Below are 16,354 nucleotides of genomic sequence, written 5' to 3'. Positions count from 1 at the left end.
TGGTCCCACCTGACCCCATGCCGAACTCAGAAGTGAAACGCCGTAGCGCCGATGGTAGTGTGGGGTCTCCCCATGCGAGAGTAGGGAACTGCCAGGCATCAAATTAAGCAGAAGGCCCAGTCGGAAGACTGGGCCTTTTTGCTATTGTTTAGCCTGCACTGACTGCTAAAAAACTGCTAAAGGAAGTCGCCATGGCTGTTCTGTATGTCCAACTTTATAAAAACCGCATGGTTGTACGCAATCTTAATACCCATCAACACGTTTCCGGCCAGAAAGCTTTCAGCAATCAGCGGATCCTGGTCGCCGATTTCTTCCTCGCCGAAAAACTGTTGCATGACCTCATCCAACAGTTGATTCCTCGTTCTTTCTGGCAGAGCCTGCTTCCCGGCATGGGGCGCCTCGAAATCCTGTCACATGCGTTAGAAATGAACGAAGGTGGCCTGTCTGCCGTCGAAGAGCGCGCTATCCTTGAAATGACATTTGGTGCATCGCATGGTAAATGTCGCAGCCCGCAGGTCATTGCCAGCCCGACTCCCCTCAGCGATCAACAAGTACTGGCGGCCCTGAGTCAGGCTAAAAAAACCGTTCCGGCAAGAGGCCGCAACGGTGAAATCATTCGCTAAACCAACGGGGCGGGACGTGAAAATTTCTCACCTTCCACTTGCGATCTCGACATTTTGACAATTCCTGGGTATCTTCGGCTATCTGGATGTCTAAACGTTTAAACGTATGCAGTGAGGATATAAGTTATGCCGATTCGGGTGCAGGACGAGCTGCCAGCCGTCAACTTCTTACGTGATGAGAATGTCTTTGTAATGACGACCTCACGCGCAACAGTTCAGGAAATTCGTCCGCTGAAGGTGCTTATCCTCAACCTGATGCCGAAAAAAATTGAGACGGAAAACCAGTTCCTGCGCCTGCTGTCGAACTCACCGCTGCAGGTGGATGTGCGTCTGCTGCGTATCGACTCACGCGAGTCGCGCAATACGCCCGCCGAACACCTGAACACCTTTTATTGCAACTTCGATGAGATCTGCCACGAAAACTACGATGGTTTGATCGTCACCGGCGCACCGTTAGGGTTGGTGGAGTTCAACGATGTTGCCTACTGGCCTCAAATCGAGCAGGTTCTGGAGTGGGCAAAAGATCACGTCACCTCAACGCTGTTTGTCTGTTGGGCGGTTCAGGCCGCACTAAACATCCTCTATGGCATTCCTAAGCAGACCCGCAGCGAAAAACTTTCAGGCGTATACGAACATCGCATTCTTCATCCTCATGCTTTACTGACCCGTGGGTTTGATGATGTATTTCTGGCTCCCCACTCCCGTTATGCCGACTTCCCGGCCGTATTGATCCGTGATTACACCGATCTGGATATTCTTGCGGAAACCGAAGGCGGAGATGCCTATCTGTTTGCCAGCAAGGACAAACGTATTGCCTTTGTCACGGGGCATCCGGAATACGATGCCAACACACTGGCGAATGAGTACTTCCGCGATGTAGATGCCGGTCTGAGTCCGGAATTGCCGTACAACTATTTCCCGAAAGACGATCCGCAGAACACGCCGCACGCATCCTGGCGTAGTCATGGTAATTTGCTGTTCATCAACTGGCTTAACTACTACGTCTACCAGATTACGCCATTCGATCTGAGTCATATGAATCCGACACTGGATTAAGCGTTTCAGCCCTGCATTCCAGGCGCCTTCGGGCGCCTTTTTTATTTCCGAAAATCACTTCACAGCAGCCTAAAAATATAATTCCAATGTTATCAGCAAGTTAAATTCATTTTAAATTAAAAATGGAAATTGTTTTTGATTTTGGAAAAAGAATTGGCCAGGATTGATCCTGCTGAACGAAAACTGCACACCCGATCTTCGTTCGCATTGGGAAATGTCTTCGATGCATAAATGAGGAGCCGTACCATGACACAACAGGCGACAACAACCGATGAACTGGCCTTTACGCAGCCCTATGGCGAGCAGGAAAAGCAGATCCTCACACCCGCGGCGGTGGAATTTCTGAGTGAGCTGGTCACCCGCTTTACGCCAAAACGCAATCAGTTATTGGCTGCGCGACTGCGCCAGCAACAGCAGATCGATGCCGGAACGTTGCCTGGTTTTATTTCGGAAACAGCTTCCATTCGTGAAAGCGACTGGACTATCCGGGGTATCCCAGACGATTTGCTCGATCGTCGGGTGGAGATCACCGGGCCGGTTGAGCGGAAAATGGTGATCAATGCACTCAACGCGAATGTAAAAGTGTTTATGGCGGATTTTGAAGATTCGCTGGCACCGAACTGGGAAAAAGTGATCGACGGGCAGATCAACCTGCGTGATGCGGTTAACGGTACCATCAGCTATACCAACGAGGCAGGCAAAATCTATCAACTCAAGCCCAACCCGGCGGTACTGGTTTGCCGCGTTCGCGGTTTGCACTTGCCAGAGAAGCACGTCACCTGGCGTGAAGAAGCCATCCCCGGCAGCCTGTTTGATTTTGCACTCTACTTTTTTCACAACCATAAAAACCTGCTCGCCAAAGGCAGCGGTCCCTATTTCTATCTGCCAAAAACCCAGTCCTGGCAAGAAGCGGCATGGTGGAGTGAGGTCTTTAGCTTTACGGAAGACCGCTTTAACCTGCCGCGCGGCACAATTAAAGCAACATTGTTGATTGAAACCCTGCCAGCGGTATTCCAGATGGATGAGATCCTGCATGCCCTGCGCGACCATATCGTCGGGCTTAATTGCGGGCGCTGGGATTATATTTTCAGCTATATCAAAACGTTAAAAAATTACCCGGACCGCGTTCTGCCCGATCGCCAGGTCGTGACGATGGACAAACCATTCCTGAGCGCTTATTCCCGCCTGCTGATCAAAACCTGTCATCGTCGCGGTGCATTTGCCATGGGCGGCATGGCGGCGTTTATCCCCAGTAAAGATACAGAACGTAATAACTGGGTACTGAATAAGGTTAAGGCAGATAAAGAACTTGAAGCCAAAAACGGTCATGACGGTACGTGGATTGCCCACCCGGGTCTTGGCGACACGGTGATGGAGGTGTTTAACGCGGCACTGGGCGACAACAAAAATCAGTTATCGGTGAGCCGTGAAGAGGATGCGCCGATCACCGCTGATCAACTGCTGGCACCTTGTGAAGGCGAACGCACAGAAGAAGGCATGCGCGCCAACATTCGTGTGGCGGTGCAGTACATCGAAGCGTGGATCTCTGGTAACGGTTGTGTGCCGATTTACGGACTGATGGAAGATGCCGCCACAGCAGAAATCTCCCGTACCTCCATCTGGCAATGGATCCACCACGAAAAAACGCTGAGCAACGGCAAAGCGGTGACCAAAGCACTGTTCCGCCAGATGCTGGCTGAAGAGATGCTGGTTATTCAGGAAGAGTTGGGTGAACACCGCTTTAGCAGCGGGCGGTTTGATGATGCCGCACGCCTGATGGAGCAGATCACTACCTCCGATGAACTGATCGATTTCCTGACGTTGCCTGGCTATCGCCTGTTAGCGTAATTCACCCACCTGTCACACTATGGAGCATCTGTATATGAAAACCCGTACCCAACAAATCGAAGCATTACAAAAAGAGTGGACACAACCGCGCTGGGAAGGCATTCGCCGCCCCTATACGGCGGAAGAGGTGGTGAAATTACGTGGCTCGGTAAACCCGGAATGTACGCTGGCGCAACTCGGTGCCGCCAAAATGTGGCGCTTGCTGCATGGCGAGTCGAAAAAAGGGTATATCAACAGCCTTGGTGCATTGACAGGTGGCCAGGCACTGCAACAAGCGAAAGCGGGTATTGAAGCTGTGTATCTCTCCGGCTGGCAGGTGGCGGCAGATGCAAACCTGGCCTCTAGCATGTATCCGGACCAGTCGCTGTATCCGGCAAACTCGGTGCCATCGGTGGTGGAGCGCATCAATAACACGTTCCGCCGTGCGGACCAGATTCAGTGGGCGGCAGGTATTGAGCCCGGTGATCCGCGCTTTGTCGATTATTTCCTGCCAATTGTTGCCGATGCCGAAGCCGGTTTTGGTGGGGTGCTGAACGCATTTGAACTGATGAAATCGATGATCGAAGCCGGTGCTGCGGCCGTTCACTTCGAAGACCAGCTTGCCTCGGTGAAGAAATGCGGTCACATGGGCGGGAAAGTGCTGGTACCCACCCAGGAAGCGGTGCAGAAACTGGTCGCCGCACGTCTTGCTGCGGATGTGCTTGGCGTACCAACCTTACTGGTTGCCCGTACCGACGCCGATGCCGCCGATCTGGTGACCTCCGACTGCGACCCGTATGACAGCGCTTTTATTACCGGTGAACGCACCAGTGAAGGTTTCTATCGTACCCACGCTGGTATCGAACAAGCCATCAGCCGTGGCCTGGCGTATGCGCCGTACGCCGATCTGGTGTGGTGCGAAACGTCAACGCCGGATCTTGAGATGGCCCGCCGTTTCGCCGAAGCCATCCACGCGAAATTCCCGGGCAAACTGCTGGCCTACAACTGTTCGCCATCGTTTAACTGGAAGAAAAATCTCGATGACAGCACCATCGCGCGTTTCCAGCAGGCGCTGTCGGACATGGGGTACAAATTCCAGTTTATTACCCTCGCGGGCATCCACAGCATGTGGTTCAACATGTTCGATTTGGCTCACGCTTATGCACAAGGTGAGGGGATGAAACACTATGTTGAGAAGGTGCAACAGCCAGAGTTCGCGGCAGGTAAAGAGGGCTATACCTTTGTTTCGCATCAGCAGGAGGTCGGTACGGGCTACTTCGATAAGGTGACCACCATTATTCAGGGCGGAACCTCTTCGGTCACCGCGCTGACCGGGTCGACGGAAGAAGCACAGTTCTGATCTGTTCTCCCTCTCCCCACCGGGGGGAGGGACCAATGAGGGAAAACTATGTCGCGTGGCCTGGAACTGCTGATTGCACAAACGATCTTACAGGGCTTTGATGCTCAATATGGGCGGTTTCTGGAAGTGACCTCCGGCGCGCAGCAGCGCTTTGAGCAGGCAGACTGGCAGGCCGTCCAGCAGGCCATGAAACAGCGTATCCACCTCTATGATCATCATGTGGGACTGGTGGTGGAACAGTTGCGCTGCATCACAGACAGCCAAAGCCCGGATGCCGCTTTCCTGTTGCGGGTAAAAGAGCACTACACTCAATTATTGCCGGACTACCCACGCTTTGAAATTGCCGAAAGTTTCTTTAACTCCGTCTATTGCCGCCTGTTTGATCACCGTTCACTGACGCCGGAACGCTTGTTTATCTTCAGTTCGCAGCCCGAGCGGCGTTTTCGCACCATTCCACGCCCGCTGGCGAAAGCATTCTGGCCGGAGCGAGGCTGGGAGGCACTGCTGACCAAAGTCCTGTCTGATTTGCCGTTGCGTCTGCCCTGGCAGGATAAAGCACGTGATGTCGGCTATATCGCGGCGCATCTGACGGATGCATTTGGCCCGGAAACCCTGAACCAGTCGCATTTGCAGGTCGCAAATGAGCTGTTCTACCGTAACAAAGCGGCCTGGCTGGTCGGTAAGCTGATCACGCCTGCCGCGACGCTGCCCTTTTTGCTGCCGATTCATCGCAGTGATGACGGGGAACTGTTTGTTGATACCTGCCTGACCACCCACGCCGAGGCGAGTATCGTGTTTGGTTTCGCCCGTTCCTATTTTATGGTCTATGCCCCGCTGCCTGCTGCTACCGTGGAGTGGTTGCGTGAAATCCTCCCCGGAAAGACCACCGCAGAGTTGTACATGGCGATTGGCTGCCAGAAACATGGCAAAACGGAAAGCTATCGCGAGTATCTGAACTACATCAACGCCAGCGATGAGCAATTTATTGAAGCGCCGGGGATCCGCGGTATGGTGATGCTGGTATTTACACTGCCGGGCTTCGATCGGGTATTCAAGGTGATCAAGGACGTGTTCCCGCCGCAAAAGGAGATGAGTGCGGCTCATGTCCGCGCCTGCTATCAGTTGGTTAAAGAACACGATCGCGTCGGGCGCATGGCCGATACGCAAGAGTTTGAAAACTTCGTACTGGAAAAGCGGCAAATTTCACCGGCATTAATGGCGTTATTACAGGAGCAGGCACCGGGCAAGATCACCGATCTCGGCGATCGCATTGCGATAAGCCATCTCTATATTGAGCGGCGGATGGTGCCGCTCAACCTGTGGTTTGAGCAGGTCACAGGCCAGCAACTGCGCGATGCGGTGGAAGAGTACGGCAATGCTATTCGCCAACTGGCCGCCGCCAATATCTTCCCCGGCGATATGTTATTTAAAAATTTCGGCGTCACTCGACACGGGCGGGTGGTGTTCTATGACTACGACGAAATTTGCTATATGACCGAAGTGAATTTTCGCGATATCCCTGCGCCGCGTTATCCGGAAGATGAGCTCAGCGCTGAGCCCTGGTACAGCGTTGCCCCTGGAGATGTTTTCCCGGAGGAGTTTCGTCACTGGCTGTGCGCCGACCCGAAAATTGGCCCACTGTTTGAGGAGATGCACGCTGATTTATTACGTGCTGACTACTGGCGCGGGCTGCAAATGCGCATCCGCAACGGGCATGTGGAAGATGTTTACGCCTACCGCAGGCGTCAGCGCTTTAGCGTACGCTTTGGCGCAACCGCGCTACGGCAGGCGGGATAGGTCAGGTAAAGTAGTAACGCACCACATGGAAGAAAATGGGGGCGGCCAAACAGGCGAACAGCAGCAGACCGCGCTGCAGGGTAATATTCTCAACCCGCCAGACGGCGAGGAAGCCGAGACAAGAGAGCAGCGCAAGGACAATGCTGAACAGCGAAATGGTGTCTGGCGTGCAACCCTTTTGGCGTAAATACCGGGCAGCGGCCGCCGCCCAGCGTGTATAGTGCGCCCGGACCGGACGGCGCTCGTGAACTTCCATGGTCATCGGACATATCTCGTAAGACGAGTAAAAAATGGACGGGCGGTATATAACTTTTTGAAGTTAACGCATTCCTCCAAATTCCAGGGTAACCTCTTTTGCCCCGCGGATCACCATCGCGCCCAGTTCCGTCACACGATCGTCGGTAATGCGCGACAGCGGCCCGGAGATAGAGATAGCCGCAAACGGCTGGCCGTGTTCGTCATAAATACAAGACGCCACGCAGCGCAGGCCGAGCGCATGCTCTTCATCATCGAACGAGTAGCCCCGTTTGCGCGTCTGGGCGAGATCCTCTTTCAGGTGCACTGGCGAAACCAGCGTCGCATGGGTGTAAGCATGCAGCCCTTTACGGTGCAGTAAGCTGCTGACCTGTTCATCATTCAGATTGGCTAAAAACGCTTTACCCGCGCCGGAAGCATGCATCGGCAATTTACCGCCAATGGGCGCTGACATGCGCATCAGTTGGGTACATTGCACTTGATCGATAATAATTGCCTGATGATCGCTTTGATCCAGTACGGCAAGGTTGACCGTTTCCCCGGACGCCTCCATTAATTTACGCAGGATCGGGTGCACAATGGCCATCAGGTTGCGGCTTTGCAAAAAGCTGCTGCCAACGATGAACGCATGCGCCCCCACCGACCAGTGGCCCAGATCGCCAACCTGGCGAACAAAGCCCAGTTGTTGCATGGTGGTCAGTAAACGGTGGGTAGTGGAGTTCGGCAAACCCGCCTGTTGCGCCAGTTCGGTCAGTGCGACGCTGCCGTGGGATTCGGCTATCCATTCCAGCAGTTTCAGGCCGCGGGTCAGTGACTGGACTTGCCCACCGGCCGGTGCGGCGGGAGTCGTGGCTTTTCTACCCCGTTTAGCGGGAACGGAAGCAACCATGGCTGGCTCCTTTTTCTGTATCGTGGAAATAATTTTCGTTTTAAGTGAGTATAACGCAACTCCGTTGCAGACTGATCGGATGAGTGATGCTGAACATCTCTCATGTTAACCCAGCGCCGCTTTTCCGGTCTGTTACTTTGTGCCAGTATGTCCTGCTGGCCTTTTGGCCTGATTGAGCGTTGTCGGGAGCACGTGTGAGCAGCAAAGTTGAGCAACTGAAACAGCAATTAAACGAAAGAATTCTGGTTCTGGATGGGGGCATGGGCACCATGATCCAGAGCTACCGTTTGAGTGAGCAGGATTTTCGCGGCGAGCGCTTCGCCGACTGGCCCTGCGATCTGAAAGGTAACAACGACTTGCTGGTGCTCAGCAAGCCGGAGGTGATTGCCGCCATCCATGACGCCTACTTTGCGGCGGGTGCCGACATCATCGAAACCAATACCTTCAACTCAACGACCATCGCCATGGCGGATTACCAGATGGAATCCCTGTCGGCGGAGATCAACTTTGCCGCAGCCAAACTGGCCCGTGCCAGCGCGGACAAGTGGACTGCACAAACCCCGGACAAGCCGCGTTACGTGGCGGGGGTGCTTGGCCCAACCAACCGCACTGCCTCTATCTCACCGGATGTGAACGATCCGGCGTTTCGTAACATCTCGTTCGATCAACTGGTCGCCGCTTATCGTGAGTCAACCAAAGCGCTGGTGGAAGGCGGATCGGACCTGATCCTTATCGAAACGGTGTTCGACACGCTGAATGCCAAGGCGGCGATCTTCGCCGTTAAAGAGGAGTTCGATGCGCTGGGCGTCGAACTGCCGATCATGATTTCCGGCACCATTACCGATGCGTCCGGGCGTACGCTCTCCGGTCAGACGACCGAAGCATTTTATAACTCACTGCGCCACGCCGATGCGCTCACCTTCGGCCTGAACTGCGCCCTGGGGCCGGATGAATTACGCCAGTACGTGCAGGAACTGTCGCGCATTGCGGAATGCTACGTTACCGCGCACCCGAACGCCGGTCTGCCGAACGCCTTCGGCGAGTACGATCTGGATGCCGACACCATGGCCACGCAGATCCGAGAATGGGCGCAAGCGGGCTTCCTGAATATTGTCGGTGGCTGCTGCGGCACTACGCCGGAGCATATCGCTGCCATGAGCCGCGCGGTTGCCGGTTTGCCGCCGCGTAAGTTGCCGGACGTGCCTGTCGCCTGTCGTCTGGCGGGGCTCGAACCGCTGAACATTGGTGACGACAGCTTGTTTGTGAACGTGGGCGAACGTACCAACGTCACCGGTTCCGCTAAATTCAAACGTCTGATTAAAGAAGAAAAATACAGCGAAGCGCTGGACGTGGCGCGTCAGCAGGTGGAAAGTGGCGCACAAATCATCGACATCAACATGGATGAAGGGATGCTCGACGCGGAAGCGGCGATGGTGCGTTTCCTCAACCTGATTGCCGGTGAGCCGGATATTGCCCGGGTGCCGATCATGATCGACTCCTCCAAATGGGAGGTGATTGAAAAAGGGCTGAAATGCATTCAGGGCAAAGGCATCGTCAACTCCATCTCGATGAAAGAAGGGGTTGAGTCCTTTATTCACCATGCGAAGCGGGTTCGCCGCTACGGCGCGGCGGTGGTGGTGATGGCGTTTGACGAAGTAGGTCAGGCGGATACTCGCGAGCGCAAAATCGAAATCTGCCGCCGCGCTTACCACATCCTCACTGAAGAGGTGGGCTTCCCGCCGGAAGACATTATCTTCGACCCGAACATTTTTGCTGTCGCAACCGGTATCGAAGAGCATAACAACTACGCACAGGACTTTATTGGCGCATGTGAAGATATCAAGCGCGAACTGCCGCATGCACTCATCTCTGGCGGCGTCTCTAACGTGTCGTTCTCTTTCCGTGGTAACGATCCGGTGCGTGAGGCGATCCACGCCGTGTTCCTTTATTACGCCATTCGCAACGGTATGGACATGGGTATCGTCAACGCCGGGCAACTGGCTATCTACGACGATCTCCCTGCGGAACTGCGTGATGGCGTAGAAGATGTGATCCTCAACCGCCGCGACGATGCGACGGAACGTATGCTCGAACTGGCAGAGAAATACCGCGGCAGTAAAGCCGCCGACGACGGCGCTAATGCGCAACAAGCGGAATGGCGCAATTGGGATGTGAAAAAACGCCTCGAATATTCGTTGGTAAAAGGCATTACGGAATTTATTGAACTGGATACCGAAGAAGCCCGCCAACAGGCTGCGCGCCCGATTGAAGTGATCGAGGGGCCGCTGATGGATGGCATGAACGTGGTCGGCGATCTGTTCGGTGAAGGGAAAATGTTCCTGCCGCAGGTGGTGAAATCTGCCCGCGTGATGAAGCAAGCGGTCGCGTATCTGGAGCCGTATATCGAAGCCAGCAAAGAGCAGGGTAAGAGCAACGGCAAGATGGTGATCGCCACAGTGAAGGGCGACGTGCACGATATCGGGAAAAACATCGTTGGTGTGGTGCTGCAATGTAACAACTACGAGATTATCGATCTTGGCGTGATGGTGCCTGCCGACAAGATCCTGAAGACCGCGCGTGAAGAAAACGCTGACCTGATTGGTCTCTCCGGTCTTATCACTCCGTCGCTGGACGAAATGGTTAACGTGGCGAAAGAGATGGAACGCCAGGGCTTTACCATTCCGCTACTGATAGGCGGTGCGACCACCTCGAAAGCGCACACGGCGGTGAAAATCGAGCAAAACTATAGCGGGCCGACGGTATATGTGCAGAACGCGTCGCGCACCGTGGGCGTGGTGGCTTCCCTCCTGTCCGACACCCAGCATGATGATTTTGTGGCTCGCACCCGGAAAGAGTATGAAACCGTGCGCATCCAGCACGCGCGTAAAAAACCGCGTACACCGCCGGTGACTTTGCAGGCAGCGCGGGAGAACGACCTGGCTTTCGACTGGGCAAGCTATACGCCGCCAGTGGCGCACCGGCTGGGCGTGCAGGACGTGACCGCCAGCATTGAGACGCTGCGCAACTATATCGACTGGACACCGTTCTTTATGACCTGGTCGCTTGCAGGGAAATACCCGCGCATTCTGGAAGATGAGGTGGTGGGTGAAGAGGCAAAACGCTTGTTTGCCGATGCGAATGAGATGCTCGATAAACTGAGTGCGGAAAAGCTGCTCAATCCACGCGGAGTGGTGGGGCTGTTCCCGGCGAATCGCGTGGGCGATGACATTGAAATTTATCGCGACGAAACCCGCACACAGGTTCTGACAGTGGGTTGTCATCTGCGTCAGCAAACAGAAAAAGTGGGCTTTGCTAACTACTGTCTGGCGGATTTCGTTGCGCCAAAACAGAGCGGCAAAGCGGACTACATCGGTGCGTTCGCGGTGACTGGTGGGCTTGAGGAAGATGCGCTGGCAGAGGCCTACGATGCGGCGCATGACGATTACAACAAAATCATGGTGAAAGCCGTCGCCGATCGTCTGGCTGAAGCGTTTGCCGAATATTTGCACGAGCGGGTACGTAAAGTGTACTGGGGCTATGCACCCACTGAAAACCTCAGCAATGACGAACTGATCCGTGAAAATTATCAAGGGATCCGCCCGGCTCCCGGCTACCCCGCTTGTCCGGAACACACTGAGAAAGGGACGATTTGGCAACTGCTGGATGTGGAAAAGCATACCGGCATGAAGCTGACGGAGTCTTTTGCGATGTGGCCTGGCGCGTCCGTTTCCGGATGGTATTTCAGCCACCCGGACAGCAAGTATTTTGCTGTGGCGCAGTTGCAGCGGGATCAGGTTGAAGATTATGCACGGCGCAAAGGCATGTCGGTGGCGGAAGTTGAACGCTGGCTGGCACCCAATTTAGGCTACGATGCGGACTGATTCCAGAAGGGCATTTTTTAATGCCCTTTTTCATTGTTATTTCATTTGTGCGAAACAATTGTGAAGCAAACATAATACAAATTGAAACTAAGAACATTCTTAAAAGTGGATATTTTCTTAGACCCTTGTTCACCTTCATGCGTATGATAGTCGTTCGGCTAAAAGGCAAGATTGCTTACTCTTTTGCGCTTCATTTAATTGTCATAAATTTAACTTAGGTGTTATGAAATGGATATTTATGATATAAGGAAAAGAAATCTATTGCCGAAGGATTTTGAAAACATCCTGGCCCCGGATATCGCGAAAAATATAATCAAAAAGGAATATTTTATTGAGAGCAGCCCGAATAATATTTTGGGCAGCATCGACGGTTATACCATAAAGCGACATCACGGTTTTAAATATGGATTGCCGCACGATCCGTTAGGTCATCAAAAAGAAAAACATATTGATAGTCTGGTGGATAAAGGCGTGGTGGTGGTCGCGCGACCGAATGTCAGTACGCGTAGCCGCTTCTATTATCCTTTCTTTATTGCCGAGAATGGTGATCTGTTTTGTGTGCAACCTCTGTCGTTTAACGCCGTGTTTATCAGAACGATTCTGAACGGTTTTAAAGACAGCGTGGCGATGCATGGCCGCCCGGCGCCAACGCGTAGCGGCTTTGCGCCAGTGACGCCGGAGTATGGGCCTGGCTACTGGAAAAACAGTGAAAATGATTACCCTGGCGTGAAAAACGCGGCGATGATGATGATCAACCGGGCAACCAGCATGGCTGATGAAGGGCGGGTATTTGGCTCCGAGGGTAAGGATTATATGAATACCGCGCGTAACAGCGTTCAGTTATGGACGCCCATCCCGGACAGCGTGACATCGGATACTCGCGAAATCCTCTTTACCCGTTCGGTTATCCGGCGTTATGGCGAGAAGCGCACAGTATCCCAGAAATATCCACAAGGGGAGGATGCCAGGGCGCAATCGGGCCAATCATGGCAATGGATTCCAGGTGTATGTGATGAGGATTATGAGTTTAAAAAATAACGTATTGGTCTTTTGGGGAATTATGGATGGGCTGGCATTAGTCAGTTATTTCTACTTTTCGCTGCAAAGTGGCAATGTCCCTTTTTATTCCGATATAAGCAGTTTTTATACCCATTTTTCACAGTTGGGTGCCAGTGGTTTGATGGGGGTAATTATTCAGGTGATGTTTTTTATAAATATCGCACTGATCGTCTCGTTGTTTTTTTCATGCTGGTCGTTGATTGTGAAAAAAGATATTCATAGTATCTTCTTTATTGGGCAGGAAATAGCCCGTTTATTGTCGTTAAAATGTTCGTTAGCGTTGATCCCGTTGTTTATGCACTTCACTGGTTATAGTGCCGCGTGGGGAGCATTCCTGCTGTTTTTTGTGTCGGAAGCGTTGAAAATTGGTTCGGTGGTATGGGCCAAACGCCATCCCGTTCCGCACGCTGATTCCATGATTACCGGCTAAATCTCCGTTTCTGTCACAAAATTGTCATTTTCCCTTACAACTCAGAGGGCGTCAGCTCGGCGTCCTGCGTTTTTCCCGGCTTTAACGCCTTATACTTACTTCATAATGTTGACGTTATCTTCGTGGGTAACACGCAACGCATAACGATAAGGAGGACCGGACCCTGTGTTGACTTTGCTCCATCTGCTTTCCGCTGTGGCCCTGCTGGTATGGGGGACCCATATTGTCCGTACTGGTGTGATGCGCGTGTTCGGCGCGCGTTTACGCACGGTTCTCAGCCGAAGTGTTGAAAAAAAACCGCTCGCGTTCTGTGCGGGCATCGGTGTTACCGCGCTGGTGCAAAGCAGTAACGCCACCACGATGCTGGTGACCTCGTTTGTGGCGCAGGATCTGGTGGCGCTTACCCCGGCATTAGTGATCGTGCTCGGCGCGGACGTCGGGACCGCCTTAATGGCGCGTATTTTAACGTTCGATCTCTCCTGGCTGTCGCCGCTGCTGATTTTTCTCGGCGTGATTTTCTTTCTCGGACGTAAGCAAACCCGCGAAGGGCAACTGGGTCGCGTCAGTATCGGCCTGGGGTTGATCCTGCTGGCGTTGGAACTGATTGTGCAGGCGGTCACGCCAATTACGCAGGCGAATGGCGTACAGGTGATTTTTGCGTCGTTGACGGGCGACATCATGCTCGACGCGCTGATTGGCGCAGTCTTCGCCATCATCAGTTACTCCAGCCTGGCGGCGGTGTTGCTCACGGCGACGCTGACCACCGCCGGTATTATCTCTTTCCCGGTGGCACTGTGCCTGGTGATCGGCGCAAATCTCGGCTCCGGTTTGCTGGCAATGCTGAATAACAGTGCCGCCAATGCTGCGGCTCGCCGTGTAGCGCTCGGCAGCTTGCTGTTTAAGCTGGTGGGGAGCCTGATTATTCTGCCGTTTGTGCATATGCTGGCGACGTCGATGCAAAAACTGCCGCTCCCGGAAGCGGAACTGGTGATCTATTTCCACGTTTTCTACAACCTGATCCGCTGCCTGGCGATGGTGCCGTTTGCCGGACCGATGGCGCAGTTCTGTAAACGGATCATCCGCGAAGAACCGGAACTGGATACGCGTCTTAAACCGAAGCATCTCGACAGTTCCGCGCTGGATACCCCAACCCTTGCGTTGGCCAATGCCGCCCGGGAAACGCTGCGTATGGGCGATGCGATGGAGTTGATGCTGGAAGGGCTGCATAAAGTGATGCACGGTGAACCGCGACAGGGAAAAGAACTGCGTAAACAGGCCGATGACGTCAACGTGCTGTATACCGCGATCAAACTTTATCTGGCGCGCATTCCTCAGGGAGAACTGGCGGAGGAGGAGTCAAAGCGCTGGGCGGAAATTATCGAAATGTCGCTCAACCTTGAGCAGGCTGCCGATATTGTCGAGCGAATGGGCAGTGACATTGCGGACAAATCACTGGCGGCGCGGCGTGCTTTCTCCCTTGAGGGGCTGAAAGAACTGGATGCGCTGCACGAACGGCTGGTGGGGAATCTGAAACTGGCGATGTCGGTATTTTTCTCCAGCGATATCTCCAGTGCTCGCCGCCTGCGCCGCAGCAAGCACCGTTTCCGCATTATGAATCGCCGTTTCTCACATGCACACGTTGAGCGTCTGCATCAGCAAAACGTGCAGAGCATTGAAACCAGTTCGCTGCACCTTGGCTTGTTGGGTGACATGAAACGCCTGAACTCCCTGTTCTGTTCCGTGGCCTACAGTGTGCTGGAACAACCGGATGAAGACGACGAACGCGACGAGAATTGACCCGTGTTGTGCCGTGCCCACGGGCACGGCTTGTCTGGTTTTTATCGCTCATTGTGTTGAGCTAAAAAACCCACTTTTACTGCGGTAGTGCACAAATTCGATTATATGGCGTAAAAATCCATTTTTATCTCTCCCGGAAGCCAGTTATATTCCGCTTTTACAGGAGAATGTATGCTGCCAACCCAATCAACACGTTTAAACAAATACATCAGCGAAAGCGGGATTTGCTCACGCCGCGAGGCTGACCGTTACATCGAACAGGGCAATGTCTTTATTAACGGCAAGCGCGCCGGTATTGGCGATCAGGTTGTCGCCGGAGATGTTGTAAAAGTGAATGGTCAACTTATCGAGCCGCGAAACGAAGAAGATCTGGTGTTTATCGCGTTGAATAAGCCCGTTGGCATTGTCAGTACGACGGAAGATGGCGAAAAAGACAATATTGTTGATTTCGTTAATCACAGCAGCCGAATCTTCCCTATCGGTCGGTTAGACAAAGATTCTCAGGGGCTGATTTTTCTCACGAACCACGGCGATCTGGTGAATAAAATCCTGCGTGCCGGCAATGACCATGAGAAAGAGTATCTGGTCACGGTAAATAAGCCGGTTACCGATGAGTTTGTGCGCGGTATGGGGGCAGGTGTACCGATCCTCGGCACGGTAACCAAAAAGTGCAAGGTGAAGAAAGAAGCACCGTTTACCTTCCGCATCACGCTGGTTCAGGGGCTGAACCGCCAGATCCGCCGTATGTGCGAACACTTTGGTTATGACGTCACTAAGCTGGAACGCACGCGCATTATGAACGTCAGCCTGACCGGGTTGCCGCCAGGGGAGTGGCGCGATCTTACGGATGATGAGTTGATTACGCTGTTTAAGCTGATTGAAAATTCAACCTCAGAAGCGAAGCCGAAAGCAAAAGCGAAACCGCAGGCGGCGAAAAAACCTGCGGTGAAAGTGGCAAAGCCCGAAGAGAAAAGCCGGGCCAAACCGGCGGGCAAACGCTTTACCCAACCGGGGCGAAAAAAGAAAGGGCGCTAATCAGCGTCTGCCGCGCGTTGAGGTGTTCGCAGACCAGGAAAACGTTGTATTTTCGTCCGGTTTATAAGCCTGCTGTTTTTTCACCTGGCGGGCTTTCTTCGCAGCCACTTCACGCTGCGCCATCAGTTTATCGATGTACTCTTTCTTTACGTGATTCGCTTCAGAGTTGCTGAGCGGGCGCCCGTGTGCGATGCGCGCGCGGTCGAGCAGCGTTTTCAACTCCCGCTGCTCACTCTCTGTCATCTCTTTTTGCGTCAATCTGGTCAGTGCCATAAGACTCTCTCCCTGGGATGTATTTCGAGTGTACGCGATGTCCAGGTATTGTCTATGTGCGGGGCGCACAAC

At 53.4% G+C, this 16,354-nt stretch carries 13 protein-coding genes and 1 rRNA gene; 11 read left to right on the top strand and 3 right to left on the bottom strand.

The window, feature by feature from the left end:
- From rrf to aceK, 6 genes are all read left to right on the top strand, one after another.
- A 5S ribosomal RNA gene (gene rrf / locus ABGA49_RS11780) occupies nt 1-97 on the top strand; the annotation flags it as partial.
- A gap of 94 nt (nt 98-191) precedes the next feature.
- Nucleotides 192-623 carry a YjaA family stress response protein gene (locus tag ABGA49_RS11775; protein ID WP_061498954.1) on the top strand — a complete coding sequence of 144 codons (432 nt, stop codon included), beginning with the start codon at nt 192-194 and terminating at the stop codon, nt 621-623.
- A gap of 126 nt (nt 624-749) precedes the next feature.
- Complete coding sequence (metA, locus tag ABGA49_RS11770; RefSeq protein ID WP_061498952.1) at nt 750-1,679, top strand: homoserine O-succinyltransferase; 930 nt, start codon at nt 750-752, stop codon at nt 1,677-1,679.
- A gap of 246 nt (nt 1,680-1,925) precedes the next feature.
- On the top strand, nt 1,926-3,527 hold the full coding sequence (gene aceB / locus ABGA49_RS11765) for a malate synthase A (RefSeq protein ID WP_347665585.1): 1,602 nt from the start codon (nt 1,926-1,928) through the stop codon (nt 3,525-3,527).
- Nucleotides 3,528-3,561: 34 nt separating this feature from the next.
- Nucleotides 3,562-4,866: an isocitrate lyase gene (aceA, locus tag ABGA49_RS11760; RefSeq protein WP_061498947.1), complete on the top strand. Its 1,305-nt coding sequence runs from the start codon at nt 3,562-3,564 to the stop codon at nt 4,864-4,866.
- A gap of 48 nt (nt 4,867-4,914) precedes the next feature.
- Nucleotides 4,915-6,663 (top strand): bifunctional isocitrate dehydrogenase kinase/phosphatase, encoded by a 1,749-nt coding sequence (gene aceK, locus ABGA49_RS11755; protein WP_061498944.1) that lies wholly within the window; start codon nt 4,915-4,917, stop codon nt 6,661-6,663.
- Between the two features lies 1 nt (nt 6,664).
- Here the strand turns inward: aceK and ABGA49_RS11750 are convergent, their stop codons facing one another.
- Together ABGA49_RS11750 and iclR are read right to left on the bottom strand one after the other, a co-directional pair.
- Nucleotides 6,665-6,925, bottom strand: a complete 261-nt coding sequence (locus ABGA49_RS11750; protein WP_347665584.1) for a hypothetical protein — start codon at nt 6,923-6,925, stop codon at nt 6,665-6,667.
- 57 nt (nt 6,926-6,982) lie between these two features.
- The gene (gene iclR, locus ABGA49_RS11745; protein ID WP_061498942.1) at nt 6,983-7,807 is read right to left on the bottom strand and encodes a glyoxylate bypass operon transcriptional repressor IclR; all 825 of its coding nucleotides are present in this window, start codon (nt 7,805-7,807) and stop codon (nt 6,983-6,985) included.
- Nucleotides 7,808-8,001: 194 nt separating this feature from the next.
- Between iclR and metH the strand changes: the two genes are divergently transcribed.
- From metH to rluF, 5 genes are all read left to right on the top strand, one after another.
- A complete protein-coding gene (gene metH / locus ABGA49_RS11740; RefSeq protein WP_088237211.1) occupies nt 8,002-11,688 on the top strand; it encodes a methionine synthase in 3,687 nt (1,228 codons plus the stop codon).
- Nucleotides 11,689-11,916: 228 nt separating this feature from the next.
- Nucleotides 11,917-12,726 (top strand): hypothetical protein, encoded by an 810-nt coding sequence (locus ABGA49_RS11735; RefSeq protein ID WP_245191394.1) that lies wholly within the window; start codon nt 11,917-11,919, stop codon nt 12,724-12,726.
- Entirely contained in the window at nt 12,710-13,177 is a 468-nt protein-coding gene (locus ABGA49_RS11730) for a hypothetical protein (RefSeq protein ID WP_088237212.1), read from the top strand. Before ABGA49_RS11735 ends, ABGA49_RS11730 begins: the two co-directional genes overlap by 17 nt.
- 165 nt (nt 13,178-13,342) lie before the next feature.
- Nucleotides 13,343-14,974, top strand: a complete 1,632-nt coding sequence (locus tag ABGA49_RS11725; protein ID WP_061498931.1) for a Na/Pi cotransporter family protein — start codon at nt 13,343-13,345, stop codon at nt 14,972-14,974.
- 171 nt (nt 14,975-15,145) lie between these two features.
- Nucleotides 15,146-16,009, top strand: coding sequence for a 23S rRNA pseudouridine(2604) synthase RluF (gene rluF, locus ABGA49_RS11720; RefSeq protein WP_061498928.1), 864 nt, complete (start codon nt 15,146-15,148; stop codon nt 16,007-16,009).
- Here rluF and ABGA49_RS11715 read toward each other — a convergent pair whose 3' ends face one another.
- Complete coding sequence (locus ABGA49_RS11715; protein ID WP_061498925.1) at nt 16,010-16,282, bottom strand: DUF3811 domain-containing protein; 273 nt, start codon at nt 16,280-16,282, stop codon at nt 16,010-16,012.
- Between the last annotated feature and the right edge of the window lie 72 nt (nt 16,283-16,354).

The organism is Kosakonia sp. WA-90 (assembly GCF_039871955.1).
Classification (GTDB): Bacteria; Pseudomonadota; Gammaproteobacteria; order Enterobacterales; family Enterobacteriaceae; genus Kosakonia; species Kosakonia oryzendophytica.
This window is presented reverse-complemented; position numbering and strand designations above follow the sequence as displayed.